Raw genomic sequence first — 20,498 nt, forward strand, 5'->3', positions numbered from 1 at the left:
TTTTTTTCGATTCGAGTATAATGTAAACAAACGAATATTTTTAAGATTTCTTAAGGAGGATCTATTTTTTCATGTCAATCGAAGCAGGCAGCAAGTTACAAGGCAAGGTTACGGGGATTACACATTTTGGAGCTTTTGTAGAGCTTCCAGGTGGTTCAACGGGTCTTGTTCATATTAGCGAAGTCGCTGATAATTATGTTAAGGACATTAATGAGTTTTTAAAGGTTGGAGATGAAGTAACAGTTAAAGTTGTGAACGTTGAGAAGGATGGGAAGATTGGTTTATCAATTCGTAAAGCGCAGGATCGTCCAGAACGATCAGAGCGACCAGAACGTCCTGAGCGTCCAGCCAACTCAGAACGTCCGAATCGTCCTTATCAGCAAAGGTCGAATCGCCCACAAGGTGGTGGCCGTGGCGGAGGTCAACGACAAAACCAATCACGACCGTCTACATTGTCTTTCGAAGATAAAATGAGCCGTTTCTTGAAGGATAGTGAAGAGCGCATTTCTACCTTAAAACGTCAAACGGAATCTAAGCGTGGAGGTCGAGGCGCACGAAGAGGATAACTTGCTGCTATAGCTCATGATAATTAAACACCGAGGCATTTGCCCCTCGGTGTTTTTTGTTTTTCTTAGAAAGTCATTTGTCACAATTCATGTTGACTTAGAGAAATGGATATAGTATATTATTACTTGTCGTGATTAAGCTATATGAAATATGGCGGTGTAGCTCAGCTGGCTAGAGCGTACGGTTCATACCCGTGAGGTCGGGGGTTCGATCCCCTCCGCCGCTACTAAAGGAAAAGCTATCTCATGCTATAAGGTAGCTTAAAACGTAGACAAAACGTCTTTGAGAAATGATTCTCAAAGGCGTTTTTACGTTATCTCAGGAGAGTTTATTTGCTCTGTTTTGTATTTGTTCGGTTTCTCTTTTGTTAAAATACTTTGACTCAGCCTTATGCGACGCATGTAAAGAAATATACCTCTTATTTTTAATCTCACCTGTTTTTCTTTCCCCATCATGTTCAATTATCTCCTATATTAAGAGGATTTCTTTGCTGATGAAAGCAGTAGTTTTGGTATGTGTACCTATTTTAGCCGAAAAGAGTCGAACACTTTTTATGTATTGAGTCTCCATTTTGACAAAAACTGTGCGTCACAATCGCTATAATAAAACCACGATTTTAAAAGAGGTGGTGGAAGTAAGAATGAGAAAAGAAGTGGTGATGGAACAAGCCTGGATTCATGGCGGAAATGCTTTTAAACAATTAAAAGTGTGGATGCGGTCTTTATTTTTTCAGTATGGATTGCTTATTGCGGTAGTAGGTTTTTTGCTTGGGAGAGCGATGATCTTAGCAGAATTGGCCCCGTTTGCACTTCCTTACTTGGCAGCTATTTACTTTTTAAAGAAGGAACGTGTAGCAATAGCGGCTATTTCTCTCGTATTAGGGGCATTATCAAGTTATCATGGACAAGCTCTCTTTATTGCTATTGCTATATTCTCCTATGTGATTATTTATAAGCTCACCACTCGCTTTGCGACTGACTCGGCTAGGTCTTTACCTTATATGGTATTTGGTGCAAGTATATTAACGAGAGTAGGAATGGTCTTTTTAGTCGAAGGGACTGTCAGTCAATATGTATGGATGATGTCCACAGTCGAGGCGGGTTTAAGTTTTATTTTGACGATGATCTTTATGCAAAGTGTGCCGTTAATTACACAGAGGCGATTTCAGCAACCATTAAGAAATGAAGAGATTGTATGCTTAATTATACTATTAGCATCTATTATGACAGGGACGGTGGGCTGGGCTTTTTATGATGTGACAGTTGAGCATGTGCTGGCGAGGTACCTTGTGTTAGTTTTTGCCTTTGTTGGCGGAGCGGCAATTGGTTCGACTGTTGGAGTTGTAACTGGGTTGATTTTAAGCTTAGCGAGTGTAGCTAGCTTGTATCAGATGAGTTTACTTGCTTTTGCAGGTTTGTTAGGTGGTCTGTTAAAAGAAGGGAAGCGTGTAGGTGTCGGACTCGGTTTACTTGTAGGAACATTATTAATTGGCCTTTATGGTGACGGTGGATCGGCGTTGTCTGTAACACTACTAGAATCGTTGTTTGCCATATTGATTTTCTTTTTAACACCTAAAGGATTTATTTACTACCTTGCGCGATATATTCCCGGAACTGCAGAATATTCAAAGGAGCAGCAGCAGTATTTAAGGAAAATAAGAGATATTACAGCAGGGCGTGTTGAGCAGTTTTCAACGTTATTCCAAACATTATCGAATAGCTTTCAAGCGTCTGAGCGCGTTTCAACTGAAGAGGATGAAGAAAGAGAAATGGATTACTTATTAAGTAATGTAACAGAGAAAACGTGCCAAACATGCTTCAAAAAAGAGAGGTGTTGGGTTAAGGATTTTTCAAAAACATATGATTCTATGCAACGAATGATGGTTGAGATGGAGCATCAAGGAGAGATAAAAGATCAAGTGTTAATGGCTGAATGGAAGAGACATTGTATTAAGCCAGACAAGGTGATTCATGCGATTGACCAAGAACAACAGCAATTTCAAGCAAATCAAAAGTTGAAGAAGCAAGTGATGGAAAGTAGAAAGCTCGTTGCCGATCAATTGTTAGGCGTATCACGAGTGATGGGCGATTTCGCTAAAGAAATTCAGCGGGAAAAGGAAGCGTACTCTTATCAAGAGGAGCAAATGGTTGATGCGTTACGAACAGTCGGTATGGAGGTAGGTCATATTGATATATTTAGTTTGGAAAAAGGCCATACAGAAATTGAAATGAGTGTTGCTTATCAAGGAGAGGGACATTGTGAGAAAATTATTGCTCCAATGATTTCTGATTTGTTAAAGGAAACGATTATTGTGAAGAAAGAGGAGAGTGGTTTCTATCCTAATGGCTACAGTCATGTTTCATTTGCATCGGCTAAACAGTTTGTCGTCAATACAGGTGTTTCTCATGTTGCTAAAGGTGGTGCGTGGGTGTCGGGTGATAGTTATTCGACCATTGAGCTCGATACCGGAAAATATGCCATTGCGATCAGTGATGGGATGGGGAATGGTGAACGTGCACATTTGGAAAGTAATGAAACACTACAATTATTACAGAAAGTATTACAATCAGGAATAGAGGAAACGGTAGCCATTAAATCGGTTAATTCGGTTTTGTCGCTACGATCAACAGATGAAGTCTTTTCCACATTAGATTTGGCAATGATTGATTTGCAGAATGCAGAAACGAGGTTTTTGAAAATTGGTTCGATTCCAAGCTTTATTAAACGAGGGGATCAAATTATAAAAATAGAGGCAAGTAATTTACCAATGGGTGTGTTCCAGGAGTTTGATGTTGATGTTGTCAATGAGCAGCTTAAGCCAGGAGATCTCCTTATTATGATGAGTGATGGTATTTATGATGCTCCAAAGCAAATTGAAAATAAGGACATGTGGATGAAGCGTATGATTACGGAAATGAATACAGATAAACCTCAAGATATTGCTGATTTAATATTGGAGCGTATTATTAGACAAGGACAAGGAGATATTGAGGATGATATGACGGTCATTGTGGCAAAGGTAGAGCAAAATACTCCGAAATGGTCCGCGATTCCACTGTATAAATCACCGCATCTATTTAGAAAACAAACACAGAAGGCCGCATTCTCTTAAAAAATGAATTAGAGAGGTGTAAGTGGCTTCGCGGGAGGCGTCGGCTTCGCTCGGTACATGCTTTTCTGAAAGAAGCTCACATTTAGAAAAGCTCAAACCCTTGTAACGGCTTAGCACGACGTAATTAAGAAAGACTGCTACTCAGTTTTTCTTAGGACATTATCTGTTTTAACGTATAAAACCTTTTAAGCTAGTGAATGCTGTTACCATTCAATGCTTGGAGGGGATTTAAGTGAATAAGGGAACGTTAAGGCAAGTTCTATTGTTGACAGATGGACATTCAAATCATGGTGAAGATCCAATTGCGATAGCAGCGCTAGCTAAAGAGCAAGGTATTACAGTAAATGTCGTTGGAATTGTTGATGATAATCATTTAAGTGAAAAAGGAATAGAGGAAATTGAAGCGATAGCGATGGCTGGTAATGGAGTCAGTCAAATTGTTTATGCTAAACAATTACCTCAAACGGTTCAAATGGTTACGCGAAAAGCGATGACGCAAACGATTCATGGAGTGGTTAATAAGGAGCTTTCACAAATATTGGGAGATAGTACGGAAATGGAAGATTTGCCGCCGAATAAACGTGGGGAGGTAATGGAAGTAGTTGATGAGCTTGGTGAAACAATGAGTCTTGAAGTTCTTCTACTAGTTGATACGAGTGCTAGTATGAAAAACAAACTTCCAATGGTACAAGAAGCGTTGACAGATCTATCAATTAGTTTAACGTCAAGAATAGGAGCTAATCGCTTCTCTTTATACTCTTTTCCTGGGAAGCGAAAAAATATCGATAAACTATTAGACTGGTCACCGAAACTTCAATCATTAACAAGCCTTTTTCAAAAGCTGTCTTCAGGAGGGATTACTCCTACAGGGCCGGCATTAAAGGAAGCACTGCATAAATTCTCAAAGGCAGAATCAAGAAGGGGTTTGATCGCTGGTGAAGATGAAGAGCAGCTATTCAAAGAATCAGGGATGTAGACTTGCTTCAGGGGAAAAATTTCTCGGGAAATGGCACAAAAATCCGTATCGAGTGATTCGGAAGCTGGGTGAAGGTGCAAATGGGACGGTTTATTTAGCCGATTCAAAGCAAGGACAAGTGGCACTAAAGGTTGGGTTGGACCAAATGTCGATAACATCAGAAGTGAATGTATTAAAACATTTTTCGAAGGTTCAAAGCCAAATGCTTGGACCTTCTTTGTTTGATGTTGATGATCTTACTTATGAAAATAAAACATTTCCGTTTTATGTGATGGAATATTTAAAGGGACCTTGTTTGCTAGATTTTATGAATTCTAGAGGAGTTGAATGGCTCGGTCTTTTAATGGTGCAGTTGTTAGGTGATTTAGAAAGGCTGCATCGGTCAGGCTGGGTGTTTGGTGATTTGAAGCCGGAAAATATGATTGTAGTTGGTCCCCCGGCTAGAATTCGTTTGTTGGACGTTGGTGGAACAACGTTAATAGGTCGTTCAATCAAAGAATTCACGGAATTTTACGATCGTGGTTACTGGGGCTTAGGAACGAGAAAGGCAGAATCTAGCTATGATTTGTTTGCAGTTGCTATGATTATGATTAATTGTGTTTACCCGAAACGCTTCGAAAAGCAAGGTGAAAAGCCACTCGTGTTTTTAAAACGTCAAATTGAACGGAAATCGATTTTATCTCCTTTTAAGCACGTTTTGTTAAAAGCGTTACAAGGGAAATATGATAGCGCACAGCTAATGAAAAACGATATGTTAAAGGCATTGTCGAAAGGACTAGAAGTTAAGGCGCCACCCAAGTCTTCAACTTCATCACAGCAAGTGAAGAGATCTAGAAAGAAGAGCTCGACTTATGCTAAGGAAAGCAAAAATCGTCGTCCAGAAAAAAAGCAGGGGTATTTTGTGGAAATCTTTTTGCTTTCCTCTTTTTTTCTATTACTATATATCCTATACTTATTTGGACAAATGATGTAATGAATTTTACACGGCGTATTGGAGGAGGTGAAGCTGGGGATGGAAGCAGCGGTTTTGTCGTTTATTTCTAAGCACAAATTATTAAAGCCGAAGCAAACGGTTTTAGTTGCTGTTTCAGGTGGTCCGGACTCAATGGCACTTCTCCATTTGCTGTGGTCAAATCGCACAGCTTTAAACATTGTCGTTTGTGCCTGTCATGTCCATCACCAGCTTCGAGGAAAAGAAGCTGATGATGATGAGGTTTATATTCAGCAATTTTGCAAAGAAAAATCTATACGACTTTTTGAAAAAAAAGTAGATGTAAAGAGCTATGCAACCTATCATCAAGTGAGTACCCAGGTGGCAGCGCGGCAATTACGCTATCAATGGTTTAGTGAGCTAGCGAATGAAATGGAGAATAGCGTCGTAGCGACAGGGCATCACGGAGACGATCAGATGGAAACGATGATGATGAAAATCGTGGGTGGTAGCTATGCCTTGAAGCCTTACGGGATTTTACCGAAACGAACCATTGAGAAAATAAAAGTGATTCGACCGTTTCTTGGAATAACAAAGGATGAAATTGAGCATTATTGTAATGAAGCTTGTATTGAACCGAGAAGGGATTCTAGTAACAAATCAAGAGCGTATACGAGGAATCGGTTTAGAGAGGATCTCTTGCCACATATGAAACGGGAAAATCAAAAGGTTCATATTCATATGCAACGTCAAAGCGAATGGGCTTATGAAGATGATGAGTTTTTAATGCAGTTAGCTGAAGATAAGCTGTCTTCTATCATTGTTCAAAAGAATGAACAAATCGTTACAATTTCTCGTAGTTCTTTTGTTGTTGAGAACATGCCTTTACAAAGGAGAATGATTCATCTAATATTAAATTATCTCTATGGGAAATATTCTCCAACGGTTACCTCTATACATATTGAGCAAGTGATTCACATGATACAACGTGAACAACCTGGCGGAGAGCATTATTTACCCCATTCTTTTTTATTTCAACGCGACTATAACAATTGCCATTTTATGAAGGAGCCAATGAATAAACAGCTTAATCAATCATATATTCTATCTGTACCAGGTTATGTACAGATAGCCGATTGGTCCTTACATGCACGAATAACGAATATGCATAATCAAGAATCTGTAGATGAAATGGTAGTGGATTATGATGAAGTTACATTTCCGTTGTCGGTTCGTCACCGCCTTCCGAATGATCGAATGCATTGTCGTGGGATGAATGGGACAAAGAAAATAGGGCGTTTGTTTATTGACCGAAAAATTCCTAAGCAAGAAAGAGACAAGTGGCCGATTGTCATTGATGGAGCTGGCCGAATTTTGTGGGTCCCTCTTCTACATCGATCAATGGTTGCTAATGTCCATTCTAAGACGAAAAAGCGTCTTATTTTATCATGTAACTATGAGAATTAACTTGCTAGGAAAAGTCGGCGTTGTTTAGATTTGATAGACAATTAGGAGGTTTATGGAACTTGATGAAGGACGAGATTAGAGAGGTATTGATATCTGAAGAACAGATTCAAAGTAAATGCCTTGAGTTAGGGCGACAAATAACCGAAGAGTACGAAGGTCGGTTCCCGCTTGTTATTGGTGTGTTAAAAGGAGCTCTTCCTTTCATGGCTGATTTAACCAAGCGAATTGATACTCACCTTGAAATGGATTTTATGGATGTATCAAGCTATGGCAAAGGCACAGTGTCTTCTGGAGAAGTGAAAATCATTAAAGATTTAGATGCTTCTGTAGAGGGAAGGGACGTACTAATTGTAGAAGATATTATTGATAGTGGTTTGACCCTTAGTTATTTAGTCGAGCTCTTTCATTATCGTAAAGCAAAGTCGGTTAAGGTTGTGACATTGCTTGATAAACCAGACGGAAGAAAGGTTGATCTTATTCCAGACATAACTGGCTTCACAGTACCAGATGCCTTCGTTGTTGGATATGGATTAGATTATGCAGAGAAATACCGCAACCTTCCTTATATTGGGGTATTAAAGCCTGAGATTTATGAGAGTTAACATTTGTGATCAAATGAACAGTTATGATACGATAATTGAAGTCTTATTGTCGTGGGAGGAGGTCAAGAATGAATCGGATTTTTCGTAATACCATTTTTTATTTACTTATCTTTCTTGTTATTATAGGAATTGTGAATGCATTCAGTTCCGATCAAACTGAAACAAAGCCTGTAACATATACTGAACTAAGAGAACGAGTTGAGCAACGAGAAGTAAGTGAGATGACCGTCAAGCCAGCTCGTCAAGTATATTTAGTTCGTGGTCAATTTACCGATCAGCCTGAAGATGAATATTTCGAATCGAATTTATTAGTGAGTGAAGAAACGGCTCAATTCTTAACAGAAGCTGTTGGTCCAGACGGTAGTCCGCTTGTTGTTGAAATTGAAGGCGCTGATGAGACAAGTGGTTGGGTGACTTTCTTTACATCGATCATTCCTTTCATTATTATCTTCATTTTGTTCTTCTTCTTATTAAGCCAAGCTCAGGGCGGCGGTAGTCGTGTAATGAACTTCGGTAAGAGTAAGGCCAAAATGGTTAGTGATGAAAAGAAAAAAGCGAAATTTAAAGATGTTGCTGGTGCTGATGAAGAGAAGCAGGAGCTCGTGGAAGTGGTTGAGTTTCTAAAGGACCCTCGTAAATTCTCAGCAATCGGTGCGCGTATTCCAAAAGGGGTTCTTCTAGTAGGACCACCTGGTACAGGGAAAACATTACTTGCACGTGCGGTTGCAGGAGAAGCGGGTGTGCCATTTTTCTCGATTAGTGGTTCAGATTTCGTTGAGATGTTTGTTGGTGTTGGGGCATCGCGTGTCCGCGATCTATTTGAGAATGCGAAGAAAAATGCACCTTGTATTATTTTCATTGATGAGATTGATGCTGTAGGGCGTCAGCGTGGAGCTGGTTTAGGTGGAGGTCACGATGAACGTGAGCAAACGTTAAACCAATTGCTTGTTGAAATGGATGGATTTAGTGCTAATGAGGGGATTATCATTATTGCTGCAACAAACCGCGCTGATATTCTCGATCCAGCCTTGTTACGTCCTGGCCGGTTTGATCGTCAAATCCAAGTGAATCGACCTGATGTCAAAGGACGTGCAGAGGTTCTAAAAGTACATGCACGAAATAAGCCTCTTAATGATGATGTCAATTTAGAATCAATTGCAGCGAGAACGCCAGGTTTTTCTGGGGCAGACCTTGAGAACTTACTAAATGAAGCAGCTCTCGTTGCTGCTCGTCATGATCAAACGAAGATAAGTATGATTCATATTGAAGAAGCCATTGACCGTGTGATTGCCGGCCCTGCTAAGAAGAGCCGTGTCATTTCGAAAAAGGAAAAAAATATTGTTGCTTGGCATGAAGCTGGTCACACGGTAGTAGGTGTGAAGCTTGAAAACGCAGATATGGTACACAAGGTAACGATTGTTCCTCGTGGAATGGCAGGCGGGTATGCGGTCATGCTACCAAAAGAAGATCGTTATTTTATGACGAAGCCGGAGCTGCTTGACAAAATTATCGGTTTACTTGGTGGACGTGTGGCTGAGGAAATTCAATTTGGTGAAGTGAGTACAGGTGCACATAATGACTTTCAACGTGCAACTTCTATCGCTAGGAAAATGGTTACTGAATATGGTATGAGTGAAAAGCTAGGTCCTATGCAGTTTGGCTCTAATTCTGGAGGCCAAGTATTCCTCGGTCGTGATATTCAAAATGAACAAAATTATAGTGAAGCGTTCGCTCATGAAATTGATTTAGAAGCACAACGTTTCATTAAGGAGTGCTATGAGCGCTGTCGACAAATTTTGGTTGAGAATAAAGCAAGTCTTGATCTTGTCGCTGAAACGTTACTTGAATTAGAGACTCTTGATGCAGAGCAAATTAAATCGTTAATAAACGAGGGTAAATTGCCAGAAGATCATCATACGAATCGTCACAAAGAAAATGGTGATGAAAAAACGAGTGATGTGAAAGTAAACATTCAATCGAAGCAGGATGATCAGAAGTCAGATGCTGAACCAGTGAATCAAGAAGAAGAGCAAGAGGATTCACCAAACAAAAAGGATGAATAATTCATCGTGATGTATAGGGTGTCTCATAAGGTCAAACCTTATGGGGCACTCTTTTTTAAAAGGTAAGAAAGTATAAAATTCTTTAAAAGACGCTTTCGCGTTTTTCTTAGGCTCTATACTAAATGTGGTGGTGAGTGTGGTTGATTGTTGTCATTGATGTAGGCAATACGAATATTGTTTTCGGTGGCTATGAAGGAAGATCGTTAAAGTATCATTGGCGTATGGCGACGAGCAGGGAGAAGACAGAAGACGAGTATGCCATGCTAATGAGAGCATTATTTGAACAAGAGCAACTACATTTTTCGATGGTGGAAGGTGTCATTATTTCATCGGTCGTACCCCCTATCATGTATACGCTCGAATTAATGTGTAAAAAGTATTTTAACCAGAAGCCCTTGGTCATTGGACCGGGCATAAAAACGGGTCTTAATATTAAATATGATAATCCAAAGGAAGTTGGAGCAGATCGAATTGTCAATGCGGTAGCTGGCATACAATTATATGGAGCCCCTCTTATTATTGTCGATTTTGGTACAGCGACTACCTTTTGTTACTTGAATGAACAGAAGCAATATATGGGGGGAGCGATTGTACCAGGGTTATCGATTTCAGCCGAGGCTCTGTATACAAGAGCGTCGCAATTGCCAAGAATTCAACTTTCCAAGCCTAATCAAGTAATTGGGAAAAATACGGTTCACGCGATGCAATCAGGCGTGTTTTACGGTTATATTTGTCAAGTGGATGGTATGGTAAACCGATTCAAAGCCTCAGCAAAAAGTGACCCTGTTGTCGTTGCGACAGGAGGTCTTGCGGAATTACTCTCTGAAGAGGCAGAAACGATTGATTACGTCGATCCCTTTTTGACGTTAAAAGGGTTGAAAATGATTTATGATAAGAACAAAAAGGTAGGCGAAAAGAATGACTGATTATTTAATTAAAGCAACCGCATTTGGCGGTAAAGTACGAGCATATTCGTTAGTAGCGACAGAAATGGTCAATGAAGCCGTTCGAAGACAAGGAACATGGCCTACTGCATCAGCTGCGTTAGGGCGTGCAATGATGGCAAGCACGATGATGGCAATGATGCTAAAAGGAAATGAAAAAATGACTGTTAAAGTTGAGGGAGGTGGTCCAATTGGATCGATCGTGGTCGACGCAAATGCCAAAGGTGAAACGAGAGGATATGTGACCAATCCGCACGTTCATTTTGATTTAAATGAGCACGGAAAGCTAGATGTTGCCCGAGCAGTAGGGAAAGAGGGCTTCTTGTCTGTTATTAAAGACCTTGGGTTAAAAGAGCACTTTACCGGAAGTGTTCCGATCGTTTCTGGTGAATTAGGTGAGGACTTTACGTATTACTTCGCTTCCTCTGAGCAAACACCTTCTTCAGTGGGTGTCGGAGTGCTTGTTAATCCTGATAATTCTGTTTTGGCAGCGGGTGGATTTATTATTCAGTTAATGCCTGGAGCAGAAGATGCGATTGTAGAAGAAATTGAAAAAAGACTGTCTGCCATTCCCCCTATTTCAAAATTGATTGAACTTGGTATGCCACCTGAAGAAATTTTGCAATCTTTACTCGGGGAGGAAAATGTTAAGGTATTGGAGAAAGCACCAATTATATTCAATTGTCACTGTTCTAAGGAAAGAATTGAGAATGCGATTATCAGTCTTGGGGCTGAGGAAATTCAAAGCATGATTGAAGAAGATCACGGTGCTGAGACGCGTTGCCATTTTTGTAACGAAGAATATTATTTTTCAGAAGACGATTTAAAACAATTGCTAGAACAAGTTAAATAAAAATAAAATTTTGAAACGTTTCAATTGACACCTTGGTAGCGGTTTGATACTATTATTTTAACAAAACCAATAAATTTACTAGGGATTAAAAGGAGGAACTATTTATGAAGGTTGTTCAATCTATTACAGATTTAATTGGTCAAACGCCGTTAGTAAAACTGAATCGTCTTGTTTCTGATAAGCATGCTGATATTTATTTAAAGCTCGAATATATGAATCCTGGAAGCTCCGTTAAAGATCGTATCGCACTTGCGATGATCGAAGCGGCTGAAAAAGCAGGCAAATTAACAAAAGATACGGTCATTGTAGAGCCGACTAGTGGGAATACGGGAATTGGCCTGGCGATGGTTGCTGCTGCTAAAGGCTATAAAACAAAGCTAGTGATGCCTGAGACAATGAGTATGGAACGTCGTAACTTACTGCGTGCTTATGGCGCGGAGCTTGTGTTAACGCCAGGACCAGAAGGCATGGGCGGAGCGATCCGCAAAGCAACTGAGCTTGCACAAGAAGAGGGACACTTTATGCCTCAGCAATTTGAAAATGAGGCGAACCCTGAGATTCACCGTAATACGACTGGTAAGGAATTACTTGAGCAAGTTGAAGGTCAAATTGACGGATTTGTATCAGGTATTGGTACAGGTGGTACGATCACAGGTGCAGGTGGGTTGTTAAAGGAGCACTATCCAAACCTACAAATTGCTGCTGTTGAACCGTCTGATTCTCCTATCCTTTCAGGCGGTAACCCAGGTCCGCATAAGATTCAAGGTATTGGAGCTGGATTTGTTCCTAAGATTTTAGATACTGATATATACGATGAAGTCATCCAAGTATCGACTGAACAGGCATTTGAATATGCTCGTCGTGCTGCAAGTGAAGAAGGGATTCTTGGTGGTATTTCTTCAGGTGCTGCGATTTATGCTGCGCTTCAACTAGCTGAAAAGCTTGGGGCAGGTAAAAAGGTAGTGGCCATTATTCCTTCAAATGGAGAACGTTATTTAAGTACTCCTTTATATCAATTTGAAGATTAAGCGACCATTCTTAATAAATAGTTCAGAAAAGATATTGGGAAGCATTCGTTGCTTTTCCGATATCTTTTTTTAGGATAAAAAAACGTATGAATGGAAGTTCTCGTTGTGTGAAAGAAAAAAGGAACCGATCTTTTCTTTATAGCTATTCTCATGTAGAATATACGAAAGGAAAAGAGACAGAGGTGAGGACGGTGTCCAAACAAATGAAAAGACTCAAAAAAGCTAAGTCTTTTCCTCTTCATGAAAGTAAGTGGTTTAAACGTTATACACAGCTTATCGCTGATCATCCTCATCATATTTTATTAGAAAGTGGACGTGGTGGGCGCTATAGTATCATGGGATTAGAGCCTATTGCAGTCGTAACAGGTAAAGGTACAACGTTAACGATTGAGGATCGAAATGGCGTCGAAAAAAGGCAAGGCGCCCTATTAGAGTTATTAGAGGACGTCCTTGTACCTTATCATCATCCTACGAGTGCAGAGCTCCCTCCATTCCAAGGTGGAGCAATGGGTTATCTCAGCTATGATATTGTTCGTGAAATCGAGGATTTACCGAACCAAGCGAAGGACGACTTGGCATTACCTGACCTTTACTTTATGATATTTGATGATGTGTTCATATATGATCATATGGAGAATCGGCTATGGATCATTGTATATGGTGACAAGAGTGAAGGAGAACGATTAGATAAACGGCTAACAGACTACTTCGAGCAGTGGACTAAACATGGTGAAGATGAACAACAGATGATAGCGTTAAGTGACAGTCAAGGTGAAGTGAAGTCTTCTCTAACAGAAGAAGCATTTTGCAAGGCGGTAACGCGAATTCAGGATTATATCTCTGCTGGAGACGTCTTTCAAGTTAACCTTTCTGTCAGACAGCAGAAGCCATTAAATGTCCCATCTTTAGAGGTGTATAAAAGGTTAAGGCAACTGAATCCTTCTCCTTATATGAGCTATTTGCAAACACCTGATTTTCAATTAGTTAGTGCTTCCCCTGAGTTGTTAGTGAAAAAGCAAGGCGAAGAGCTTTCAACTAGACCGATAGCAGGAACGAGGTCACGTGGTAAAAACGAAAAGGAAGATCAAGAGCTTGCAGGAACGTTAATCAATAATGAGAAGGAGCGAGCTGAGCATGTGATGCTTGTTGACTTAGAGAGAAACGATCTAGGGAGAGTTTCTTCGTATGGGACAGTGGAAGTAGATGAATTAATGGTTATCGAAAAATATTCGCATGTCATGCATATTGTTTCAAATGTGAAGGGTATGTTAGCAGAAGGGCATACGTTATATGATGTTATACGTGCTACGTTTCCAGGAGGGACGATAACAGGTGCTCCCAAAGTACGCACAATGGAAATCATTGAGGAGCTTGAGCCTGTTCGCCGCTCGGTCTATACTGGATCAATCGGATGGATTGGTTTTGATAAGAATATGGAGCTGAATATTGCGATAAGGACAATGGTTTGTAAAGATGGCTATGCCCATGTACAAGCAGGTGCGGGGATTGTGATTGATTCCGTACCGGAGAATGAATATAAAGAATCATTAAAAAAGGCGAGAGCCCTATGGAAAGCATTAGAGCTTAGTGAAGAAGAGTTGAGAAAAAATCCAGTTCAGTTGAGTTGAGGAGGTAATAAGATGATTTTAATGATTGATAATTATGATTCGTTTACGTATAACCTTGTACAATATTTAGGGGAAATGGGCCATGAGCTCGTCGTTAAGCGTAATGATCAAATGACGATTGCTGAAATTGAACAGCTAAATCCCGAGTTTTTAATGATTTCACCAGGCCCTTGTAGTCCTAATGAAGCCGGTATTAGTCTTGAGGCTATCTCCGCATTCGCGGGAAAAATCCCAATTTTTGGTGTTTGTCTCGGGCATCAATCAATTGCGCAAGTATTTGGTGGGGACGTCGTACGTGCTGACCGTTTAATGCATGGAAAGACGTCTAAGATTGAACATAATGCGCAAACGGTTTTTAAAGGATTAGAAAACCCGTTAACAGCAACAAGGTATCATTCTCTTATCGTAAAAAGAGAAACATTACCTGAATGCTTTGAGATTACAGCTGAAACGGCAGAAGGGGAAATTATGGCTATTCGCCATAAGGAATTACCTATTGAAGGAGTTCAATTTCACCCAGAGTCAATCATGACGGATGATGGCAAGAAGATGCTTCGAAACTTCATTGAAACATATGGTAAGGAGACGTTAACGTGTTCATCTACGTAAATGGAGACATCATTCATAGAGAAGAGGCACGCATATCACCTTATGATCATGGTTATTTATATGGCCTCGGTTTGTTTGAAACATTTGCGGTTGTAGATGGTCATCCATTTTTGTTGGATGACCATTTTCAACGTTTGCAAAGAGGTCTGGCTGTGCTGGATATTCAATGGACCTATTCTAGAGAAGCGGTGCTGACCATTTTACAAAGTCTGTTGAAGAAGAATGGATTGACAAACGCTTACGTCCGATGGAATATTTCAGCTGGAATTGAGGATATTGGACTGTACACCGGAAAGTATAGCCAGCCTTCGGTTATTGTGTTCGTTAAACCGTTACCAAATAGACCGCTTGAGAAGAAAGCGGAGTTTCTTCAGCTCAGGAGAAATACACCTGAGGGCTCTGAGCGGTTAAAATCACACCATTATTTAAACAATCTTTTAGCGAAGAGGGAGTTAGGATCAAGTGGAGACAAAGAAGGGATCTTTTTGACGGAGGAAGGCTTTGTAGCGGAAGGAATTGTCTCAAATGTATTCTGGGTACGTGATCGCATCGTGTATACTCCAGATTTAGCAACAGGGATATTAAGTGGTATAACAAGACAGTTTGTATTAAAACAGCTAAATCATTGGGGGGTACGTTATGAAGAAGGTTTCTTTCTACCATCCGATGTGAAGGAAGCAGATGAAGTCTTCATGACAAATTCGATTCAAGAGATCGTGCCACTTTATTTTGATGGGCAAAGAAAAGGAGATCGATTCATAACGACTCAGCTTCAAGGCTCGTTTGAAAAGAACCGCCGACGTTTGTGGAGTAGTGATGAATTGAAATAGGTAGGTGAATCAATTGGGAAGATGGCAAGAGAAAATGAAAAGGAAAACATTGATAATGGGCATTCTCAATGCGACACCGGATTCATTCTCTGATGGTGGCCGTTATAACGATGTAGAGTTAGCGGTTATGCAGGCAAAGCGAATGATTGCTGATGGTGCTGATATGATTGATGTAGGTGGTGAATCAACGAGACCGGGTGCTACTTTTGTTGAAGTGGAGGACGAATTAGATCGGGTGCTGCCGGTTATTCGTGCCCTGCGTCAGGAATTGGACGAGCCAATTTCAATCGATACGTACAAGGCAGAAGTAGCGAATGAAGCGATTCAAGCTGGAGCCTCTATCATTAACGACGTATGGGGGGCGAAATGGGATAAAAGGATGGCGGAAGTCGCAGCTCGTAATGATGTCCCAATTATCTTGACTCATAATCGCGAGAATCATGTTTACGCTGATTTAATGTCAGAGGTTATAAATGATTTACAAGAAAGTATTGCGTTATGTAAGCAAGCGGGTGTAAAGGAAGGTAATATCATTTTAGACCCTGGGATAGGCTTCGCGAAAACATATGAGGAAAATATGGAAGTCATGCGTCATTTAGATCGTATAGTAAATCTTCGTTACCCTGTCCTGCTTGGTACATCACGAAAATCGATTATTGCCAAAACATTAGATCTTCCAGTTGACGAACGAGTGGAAGGGACAGGTGCAACGGTTTGTTACGGTGCTATGAAGGGGTGTTCTATTATGCGTGTCCATGATGTGAAGGAAATGTCACGAATGACACAAATGATGGATGTGCTAATGAGAAAGGGTGAGTAGAAGTATGGATCGAATCTATTTAAATGAATTACAGTTCTACGGTTATCACGGTGTCTTCGAGGAAGAGAAGAAGCTCGGTCAACGTTATATCGTGGATGTTGTCATGAAGCTAAATTTGATCGAAGCTGGACGGACAGATGAACTAAATTATACAATTGATTACGGTGATGCGTATGAACGTATTCAATCTATTGTCGAGGGCGAGCCTTATAAGTTAATAGAGGTTGTAGCGGAGAAAATTGCAGCAGAATTATTACAAACATACACACTATTACAGGAGTGTACAGTGAAAGTGACGAAGCCCAATCCACCGATTGCTGGACAATATAAGGCAGTTGCTGTTGAAATAACGAGGGGAAGGTTATGAAGCATATTGCTTATATTGCTTTAGGCTCTAATATTGGAAAACGCCAAGCACATTTGGAGAAAGCGATTGATTTACTTAGTCGAGAAGCTATGATTGACGTATGCGCACTCTCCTCAATTTATGAAACAGATCCAGTTGGATATGAAGATCAACAAAGCTTTTTAAACATGGTCATATCCATTCGAACAAGTTTAACAAGTGAACAATTATTGGAAATAACACAAAAGATCGAGCGAGATTGCGGCCGAACAAGAGAAATAAAATGGGGGCCGCGTACAATAGATCTTGACATTCTGCTCTACGACCAAGAAAATATGGAGATGGAGCATTTAATCATTCCTCATCCGAGGATGTGGGAACGTGCTTTTGTGTTAGTGCCACTAAAAGAAATTGCACCGACGTTGTATGTTGCAGATAAGGGACAGACTGTTGAAGAGCTTTATAATACATTACCAGATAAAGAAGGGGTAAAGGTATGGAGTACTTTGGACGACGCATCCGAGCGTTTCGAAAATTAAAAGGCTATACTCAACAACGCTTTGCAAAAGAGGTGGGTCTCTCACTGTCTGTACTCGGTGAGATTGAAAGGGAGAGCCGACAACCGACAGAAGAACAGCTAGAACGAATTGCTGCTACGCTAAATGTTCTTATAGATGAAGTGAAGGGAACTTAAATCGGAGGTGAAAGAACATGTTACAAATAGGTTCCATTAAGATGAAAAACCAAGTCGTTCTTGCACCGATGGCTGGTGTTTGTAATCCTGCCTTTCGATTAATAGCGAAAGAGTTTGGTGCAGGCTTAGTTTGTGCTGAGATGGTAAGTGACAAGGCCATTTTACACAAAAATGAGAAGTCATTAAGTATGCTATACGTTGACGAGCGCGAGAAGCCTTTGAGCTTACAAATATTCGGTGGTGCAAAGGAGACGCTTGTAGAGGCAGCGAAGTTCGTTGATCAAAATACGAATGCGGATATTATTGACATCAATATGGGGTGTCCAGTTCCGAAAATTACGAAATGTGATGCAGGAGCAAAATGGCTGTTAGATCCAAATAAGATATATGAAATGGTGTCAGCGACAGTTGATGCTGTTCAGAAGCCTGTTACAGTGAAAATGAGAATGGGCTGGGATGAGGAGCATATTTTTGCGGTAGAAAATGCACAAGCGGTAGAGCGTGCTGGTGGTAGTGCGATTGCGTTACATGGACGTACACGTGTTCAAATGTACGAAGGTGTTGCGAACTGGGATATCATCAAGCAAGTAAAGGAATCTGTATCTATTCCTGTCATGGGTAACGGTGATGTGAAAACACCTGAAGACGCGAAACGTATGCTAGACGAAACGGGTGTTGATGGTGTCATGATTGGGAGAGCGGCATTAGGAAATCCATGGATGTTGTATCAAACGATCAATTACTTAGAGCATGGGGTGACACCTGTTGAACCGCCCCCTCGTGAAAAGATCGATGTTTGTATGTTGCATCTCGATCGACTAATTGATTTAAAGGGTGAAAATGTTGCTGTTCGTGAAATGCGTAAGCATGCAGCGTGGTATTTAAAAGGAATGCGTGGGAGTGGGCGCATCCGTGATCAAATCAATCAATTTGCTACAAGAGATGATGTGGCTAACACATTGTACGGTTATATTGAGCAGCTAGAAGAACAGCAGGCAGAGACGTCAAGCGCTGTTTGACTTTTAGCGTACTCTTCACTATAATTCGTTTGTGATAAGTATACTGCCAGTGTTGTCACTGGCAGTTTTTTCTACATAGAATCGGACATAAGCGTTTGATAACAAAGTAAGGAGAGTGAAATAGATGTCGCAGGAAATAGAGTTAAATGAATTGTTAACGGTGAGACGGGACAAGTTAAAGCAATTGCAAGAAAAGGGGATTGATCCCTTTGGGGAGAAATTTGAGAGAAGCCATTCTGCTAGAGAAATGAATGAACAATTTGGTGAACTGGATAAAGAAACATTAGGTGAGCAGGAAAAGGAAGTGATTCTTGCTGGGCGAATTATGACAAAGCGCGGAAAAGGGAAAGCGGGCTTTGCCCATATCCAGGATTTAACGGGTCAAATTCAAATCTATGTCCGCAAAGATGCTGTCGGCGATGAGGCGTATGAGCTTTTTAATTCGATTGATATTGGTGATATTGTGGGTGTTAAAGGGTTGGCTTTTAAGACGAAGGTTGGCGAATTATCTATCAAGGTACAAACCTTTACTCTACTCTCGAAATCATTGCGCCCACTACCAGATAAGTTTCATGGTTTAAAAGATATTGAGCAACGCTACCGTCAACGTTATGTCGATCTAATTGTGAATCCGGAAGTTCGTGATACATTTGTTTTGCGTAGTCGTATTTTACAATCAATGCGTCGTTATTTAGATTCTAATGGTTACTTAGAGGTAGAGACACCGACGATGCATTCGATTGCTGGTGGTGCCTCGGCTCGTCCGTTTGTGACACACCATAATGCGTTAGATATGACATTATATATGAGAATTGCTATTGAACTTCATTTAAAGCGTCTCATTGTCGGTGGCTTAGAGAAGGTGTACGAAATTGGACGAGTATTTCGTAATGAAGGGGTGTCGACGAGACATAATCCTGAATTTACGATGATCGAGTTGTATGAGGCGTATGCTGATTATCATGACATTATGGAATTGACCGAAAATCTTGTGGCTCATATCGCTAAAGAAGTTCTAGGGACAACGATTGTTACGTATGGAGACCATAAGGTTGATTTGACCCCTAGATGGAAGAGGGTTCACATGGTGGATGCGATCAAGGAGAAGACGGGTGTTGATTTTTGGCAGCAATTGAGTGACGAAGAGGCGCGTCAACTAGCGAAAGAGCATCGTGTTCCTGTTAAAGAGACGATGACGTTTGGGCATGTTGTCAATGAATTCTTTGAGCATTTTGTTGAAGAAGAGTTGATACAACCTACGTTTATATATGGCCACCCAGTTGCTATTTCACCCTTAGCAAAGAAAAATGAGGACGATGGGCGCTTTACCGATCGTTTTGAATTATTTATTGTTGGTCGTGAGCATGCTAATGCTTTTACTGAGCTTAATGATCCGATTGATCAGCGTCAGCGTTTTGAGCAACAGCTTGTTGAGCGTGAACAAGGTGATGAAGAGGCTCACATGATGGATGAAGATTTTGTTGAGGCGTTGGAGTATGGAATGCCACCGACTGGTGGGCTTGGAATAGGGATTGACCGTTTAGTGATGTTGCTAACGAATTCGCCATCTATTCGCGATGTATTATTGTTTCCGCAAATGCGTCATAGAGATCAACCAGAATAAAGAGTAGACTATTAGTGGTGTCTGAAGGTTTGTATTTGACTTTTAGGACACCACTAGTAAAAGAATCATTGTTCTAAACCTTCAAAGGGACTGGATACGTAAATAATTTTTTAAAAAGTACTTGCGCTACATGGTTAAATGATGTTATATTATTTCTTGTCGCTAAGACAGAGAATAAATGAGCCAAAAAAGATTTGACAATCCGGTCTCATTTTGTTATGATTTTAAAGTCGCTGTTAAATAGAAAGCGACATTAAAAAGCTCTTTGAAAACTGAACAAAAGCCAAGCGAAAAAGAGACAATTGTTGCGTGAGCAACAAGGAATCTCGTCAATGTTTTATGAAATATATGAGCTAATTCAACTCAACTTTTATGGAGAGTTTGA

At 40.5% G+C, this 20,498-nt stretch carries 19 protein-coding genes and 1 tRNA gene; all 20 read left to right on the forward strand.

The genetic code is table 11. From position 1 onward, the window contains the following. The first annotated feature begins 71 nt into the window (after positions 1-71). The 20 genes from MW695_RS20085 to lysS all read left to right on the forward strand — a co-directional run bounded on the left by MW695_RS20085 (position 72) and on the right by lysS (position 20,113). Positions 72-566 (forward strand): S1 domain-containing RNA-binding protein, encoded by a 495-nt coding sequence (locus MW695_RS20085; protein WP_247107272.1) that lies wholly within the window; start codon positions 72-74, stop codon positions 564-566. Positions 567-719: 153 nt separating this feature from the next. Then, positions 720-793, forward strand: a tRNA-Met gene (locus MW695_RS20090). A 414-nt stretch (positions 794-1,207) separates the two neighbouring features. Beyond that, on the forward strand, positions 1,208-3,679 hold the full coding sequence (spoIIE, locus tag MW695_RS20095; protein ID WP_247107273.1) for a stage II sporulation protein E: 2,472 nt from the start codon (positions 1,208-1,210) through the stop codon (positions 3,677-3,679). Between the two features lie 232 nt (positions 3,680-3,911). Then, on the forward strand, positions 3,912-4,655 hold the full coding sequence (locus MW695_RS20100) for a VWA domain-containing protein (protein ID WP_247107274.1): 744 nt from the start codon (positions 3,912-3,914) through the stop codon (positions 4,653-4,655). Then, positions 4,621-5,628 carry a serine/threonine protein kinase gene (locus MW695_RS20105; RefSeq protein ID WP_247107291.1) on the forward strand — a complete coding sequence of 336 codons (1,008 nt, stop codon included), beginning with the start codon at positions 4,621-4,623 and terminating at the stop codon, positions 5,626-5,628. Before MW695_RS20100 ends, MW695_RS20105 begins: the two co-directional genes overlap by 35 nt. 39 nt (positions 5,629-5,667) lie before the next feature. Then, positions 5,668-7,053 carry a tRNA lysidine(34) synthetase TilS gene (gene tilS / locus MW695_RS20110; RefSeq protein WP_247107275.1) on the forward strand — a complete coding sequence of 462 codons (1,386 nt, stop codon included), beginning with the start codon at positions 5,668-5,670 and terminating at the stop codon, positions 7,051-7,053. Between the two features lie 62 nt (positions 7,054-7,115). Next, entirely contained in the window at positions 7,116-7,655 is a 540-nt protein-coding gene (gene hpt / locus MW695_RS20115) for a hypoxanthine phosphoribosyltransferase (RefSeq protein WP_247107292.1), read from the forward strand. Positions 7,656-7,723: 68 nt separating this feature from the next. After that, entirely contained in the window at positions 7,724-9,718 is a 1,995-nt protein-coding gene (gene ftsH, locus MW695_RS20120; protein WP_247107276.1) for an ATP-dependent zinc metalloprotease FtsH, read from the forward strand. Positions 9,719-9,858: 140 nt separating this feature from the next. Beyond that, positions 9,859-10,644 (forward strand): type III pantothenate kinase, encoded by a 786-nt coding sequence (locus MW695_RS20125; RefSeq protein ID WP_247107277.1) that lies wholly within the window; start codon positions 9,859-9,861, stop codon positions 10,642-10,644. Further along, positions 10,637-11,515 (forward strand): Hsp33 family molecular chaperone HslO, encoded by an 879-nt coding sequence (gene hslO / locus MW695_RS20130; protein WP_247107278.1) that lies wholly within the window; start codon positions 10,637-10,639, stop codon positions 11,513-11,515. Before MW695_RS20125 ends, hslO begins: the two co-directional genes overlap by 8 nt. A gap of 104 nt (positions 11,516-11,619) precedes the next feature. Continuing rightward, complete coding sequence (cysK, locus tag MW695_RS20135; RefSeq protein WP_247107279.1) at positions 11,620-12,543, forward strand: cysteine synthase A; 924 nt, start codon at positions 11,620-11,622, stop codon at positions 12,541-12,543. A 203-nt stretch (positions 12,544-12,746) separates the two neighbouring features. Next, positions 12,747-14,171, forward strand: coding sequence for an aminodeoxychorismate synthase, component I (gene pabB / locus MW695_RS20140; protein WP_247107280.1), 1,425 nt, complete (start codon positions 12,747-12,749; stop codon positions 14,169-14,171). Positions 14,172-14,183: 12 nt separating this feature from the next. Continuing rightward, positions 14,184-14,780, forward strand: a complete 597-nt coding sequence (gene pabA, locus MW695_RS20145; protein ID WP_247107281.1) for an aminodeoxychorismate/anthranilate synthase component II — start codon at positions 14,184-14,186, stop codon at positions 14,778-14,780. Continuing rightward, the gene (gene pabC / locus MW695_RS20150; RefSeq protein ID WP_247107282.1) at positions 14,765-15,610 is read left to right on the forward strand and encodes an aminodeoxychorismate lyase; all 846 of its coding nucleotides are present in this window, start codon (positions 14,765-14,767) and stop codon (positions 15,608-15,610) included. The genes pabA and pabC overlap by 16 nt, the downstream gene beginning before the upstream one ends. A 34-nt stretch (positions 15,611-15,644) precedes the next feature. Beyond that, positions 15,645-16,430, forward strand: a complete 786-nt coding sequence (gene folP, locus MW695_RS20155) for a dihydropteroate synthase (protein WP_247107293.1) — start codon at positions 15,645-15,647, stop codon at positions 16,428-16,430. Positions 16,431-16,434: 4 nt separating this feature from the next. Continuing rightward, complete coding sequence (folB, locus tag MW695_RS20160; RefSeq protein ID WP_247107283.1) at positions 16,435-16,797, forward strand: dihydroneopterin aldolase; 363 nt, start codon at positions 16,435-16,437, stop codon at positions 16,795-16,797. After that, positions 16,794-17,315: a 2-amino-4-hydroxy-6-hydroxymethyldihydropteridine diphosphokinase gene (gene folK, locus MW695_RS20165; RefSeq protein WP_247107284.1), complete on the forward strand. Its 522-nt coding sequence runs from the start codon at positions 16,794-16,796 to the stop codon at positions 17,313-17,315. The genes folB and folK overlap by 4 nt, the downstream gene beginning before the upstream one ends. Continuing rightward, a complete protein-coding gene (locus tag MW695_RS20170; RefSeq protein WP_247107285.1) occupies positions 17,273-17,470 on the forward strand; it encodes a helix-turn-helix domain-containing protein in 198 nt (65 codons plus the stop codon). Before folK ends, MW695_RS20170 begins: the two co-directional genes overlap by 43 nt. 17 nt (positions 17,471-17,487) lie before the next feature. Next, positions 17,488-18,489, forward strand: a complete 1,002-nt coding sequence (gene dusB / locus MW695_RS20175; RefSeq protein ID WP_247107286.1) for a tRNA dihydrouridine synthase DusB — start codon at positions 17,488-17,490, stop codon at positions 18,487-18,489. Positions 18,490-18,613: 124 nt separating this feature from the next. Next, positions 18,614-20,113 (forward strand): lysine--tRNA ligase, encoded by a 1,500-nt coding sequence (lysS, locus tag MW695_RS20180; protein ID WP_247107287.1) that lies wholly within the window; start codon positions 18,614-18,616, stop codon positions 20,111-20,113. The last annotated feature ends 385 nt before the right edge of the window (positions 20,114-20,498 follow it).

Source organism: Halalkalibacter sp. APA_J-10(15) (genome assembly GCF_023017105.1).
Classification (GTDB): domain Bacteria; phylum Bacillota; class Bacilli; order Bacillales; family Bacillaceae_D; genus Halalkalibacter.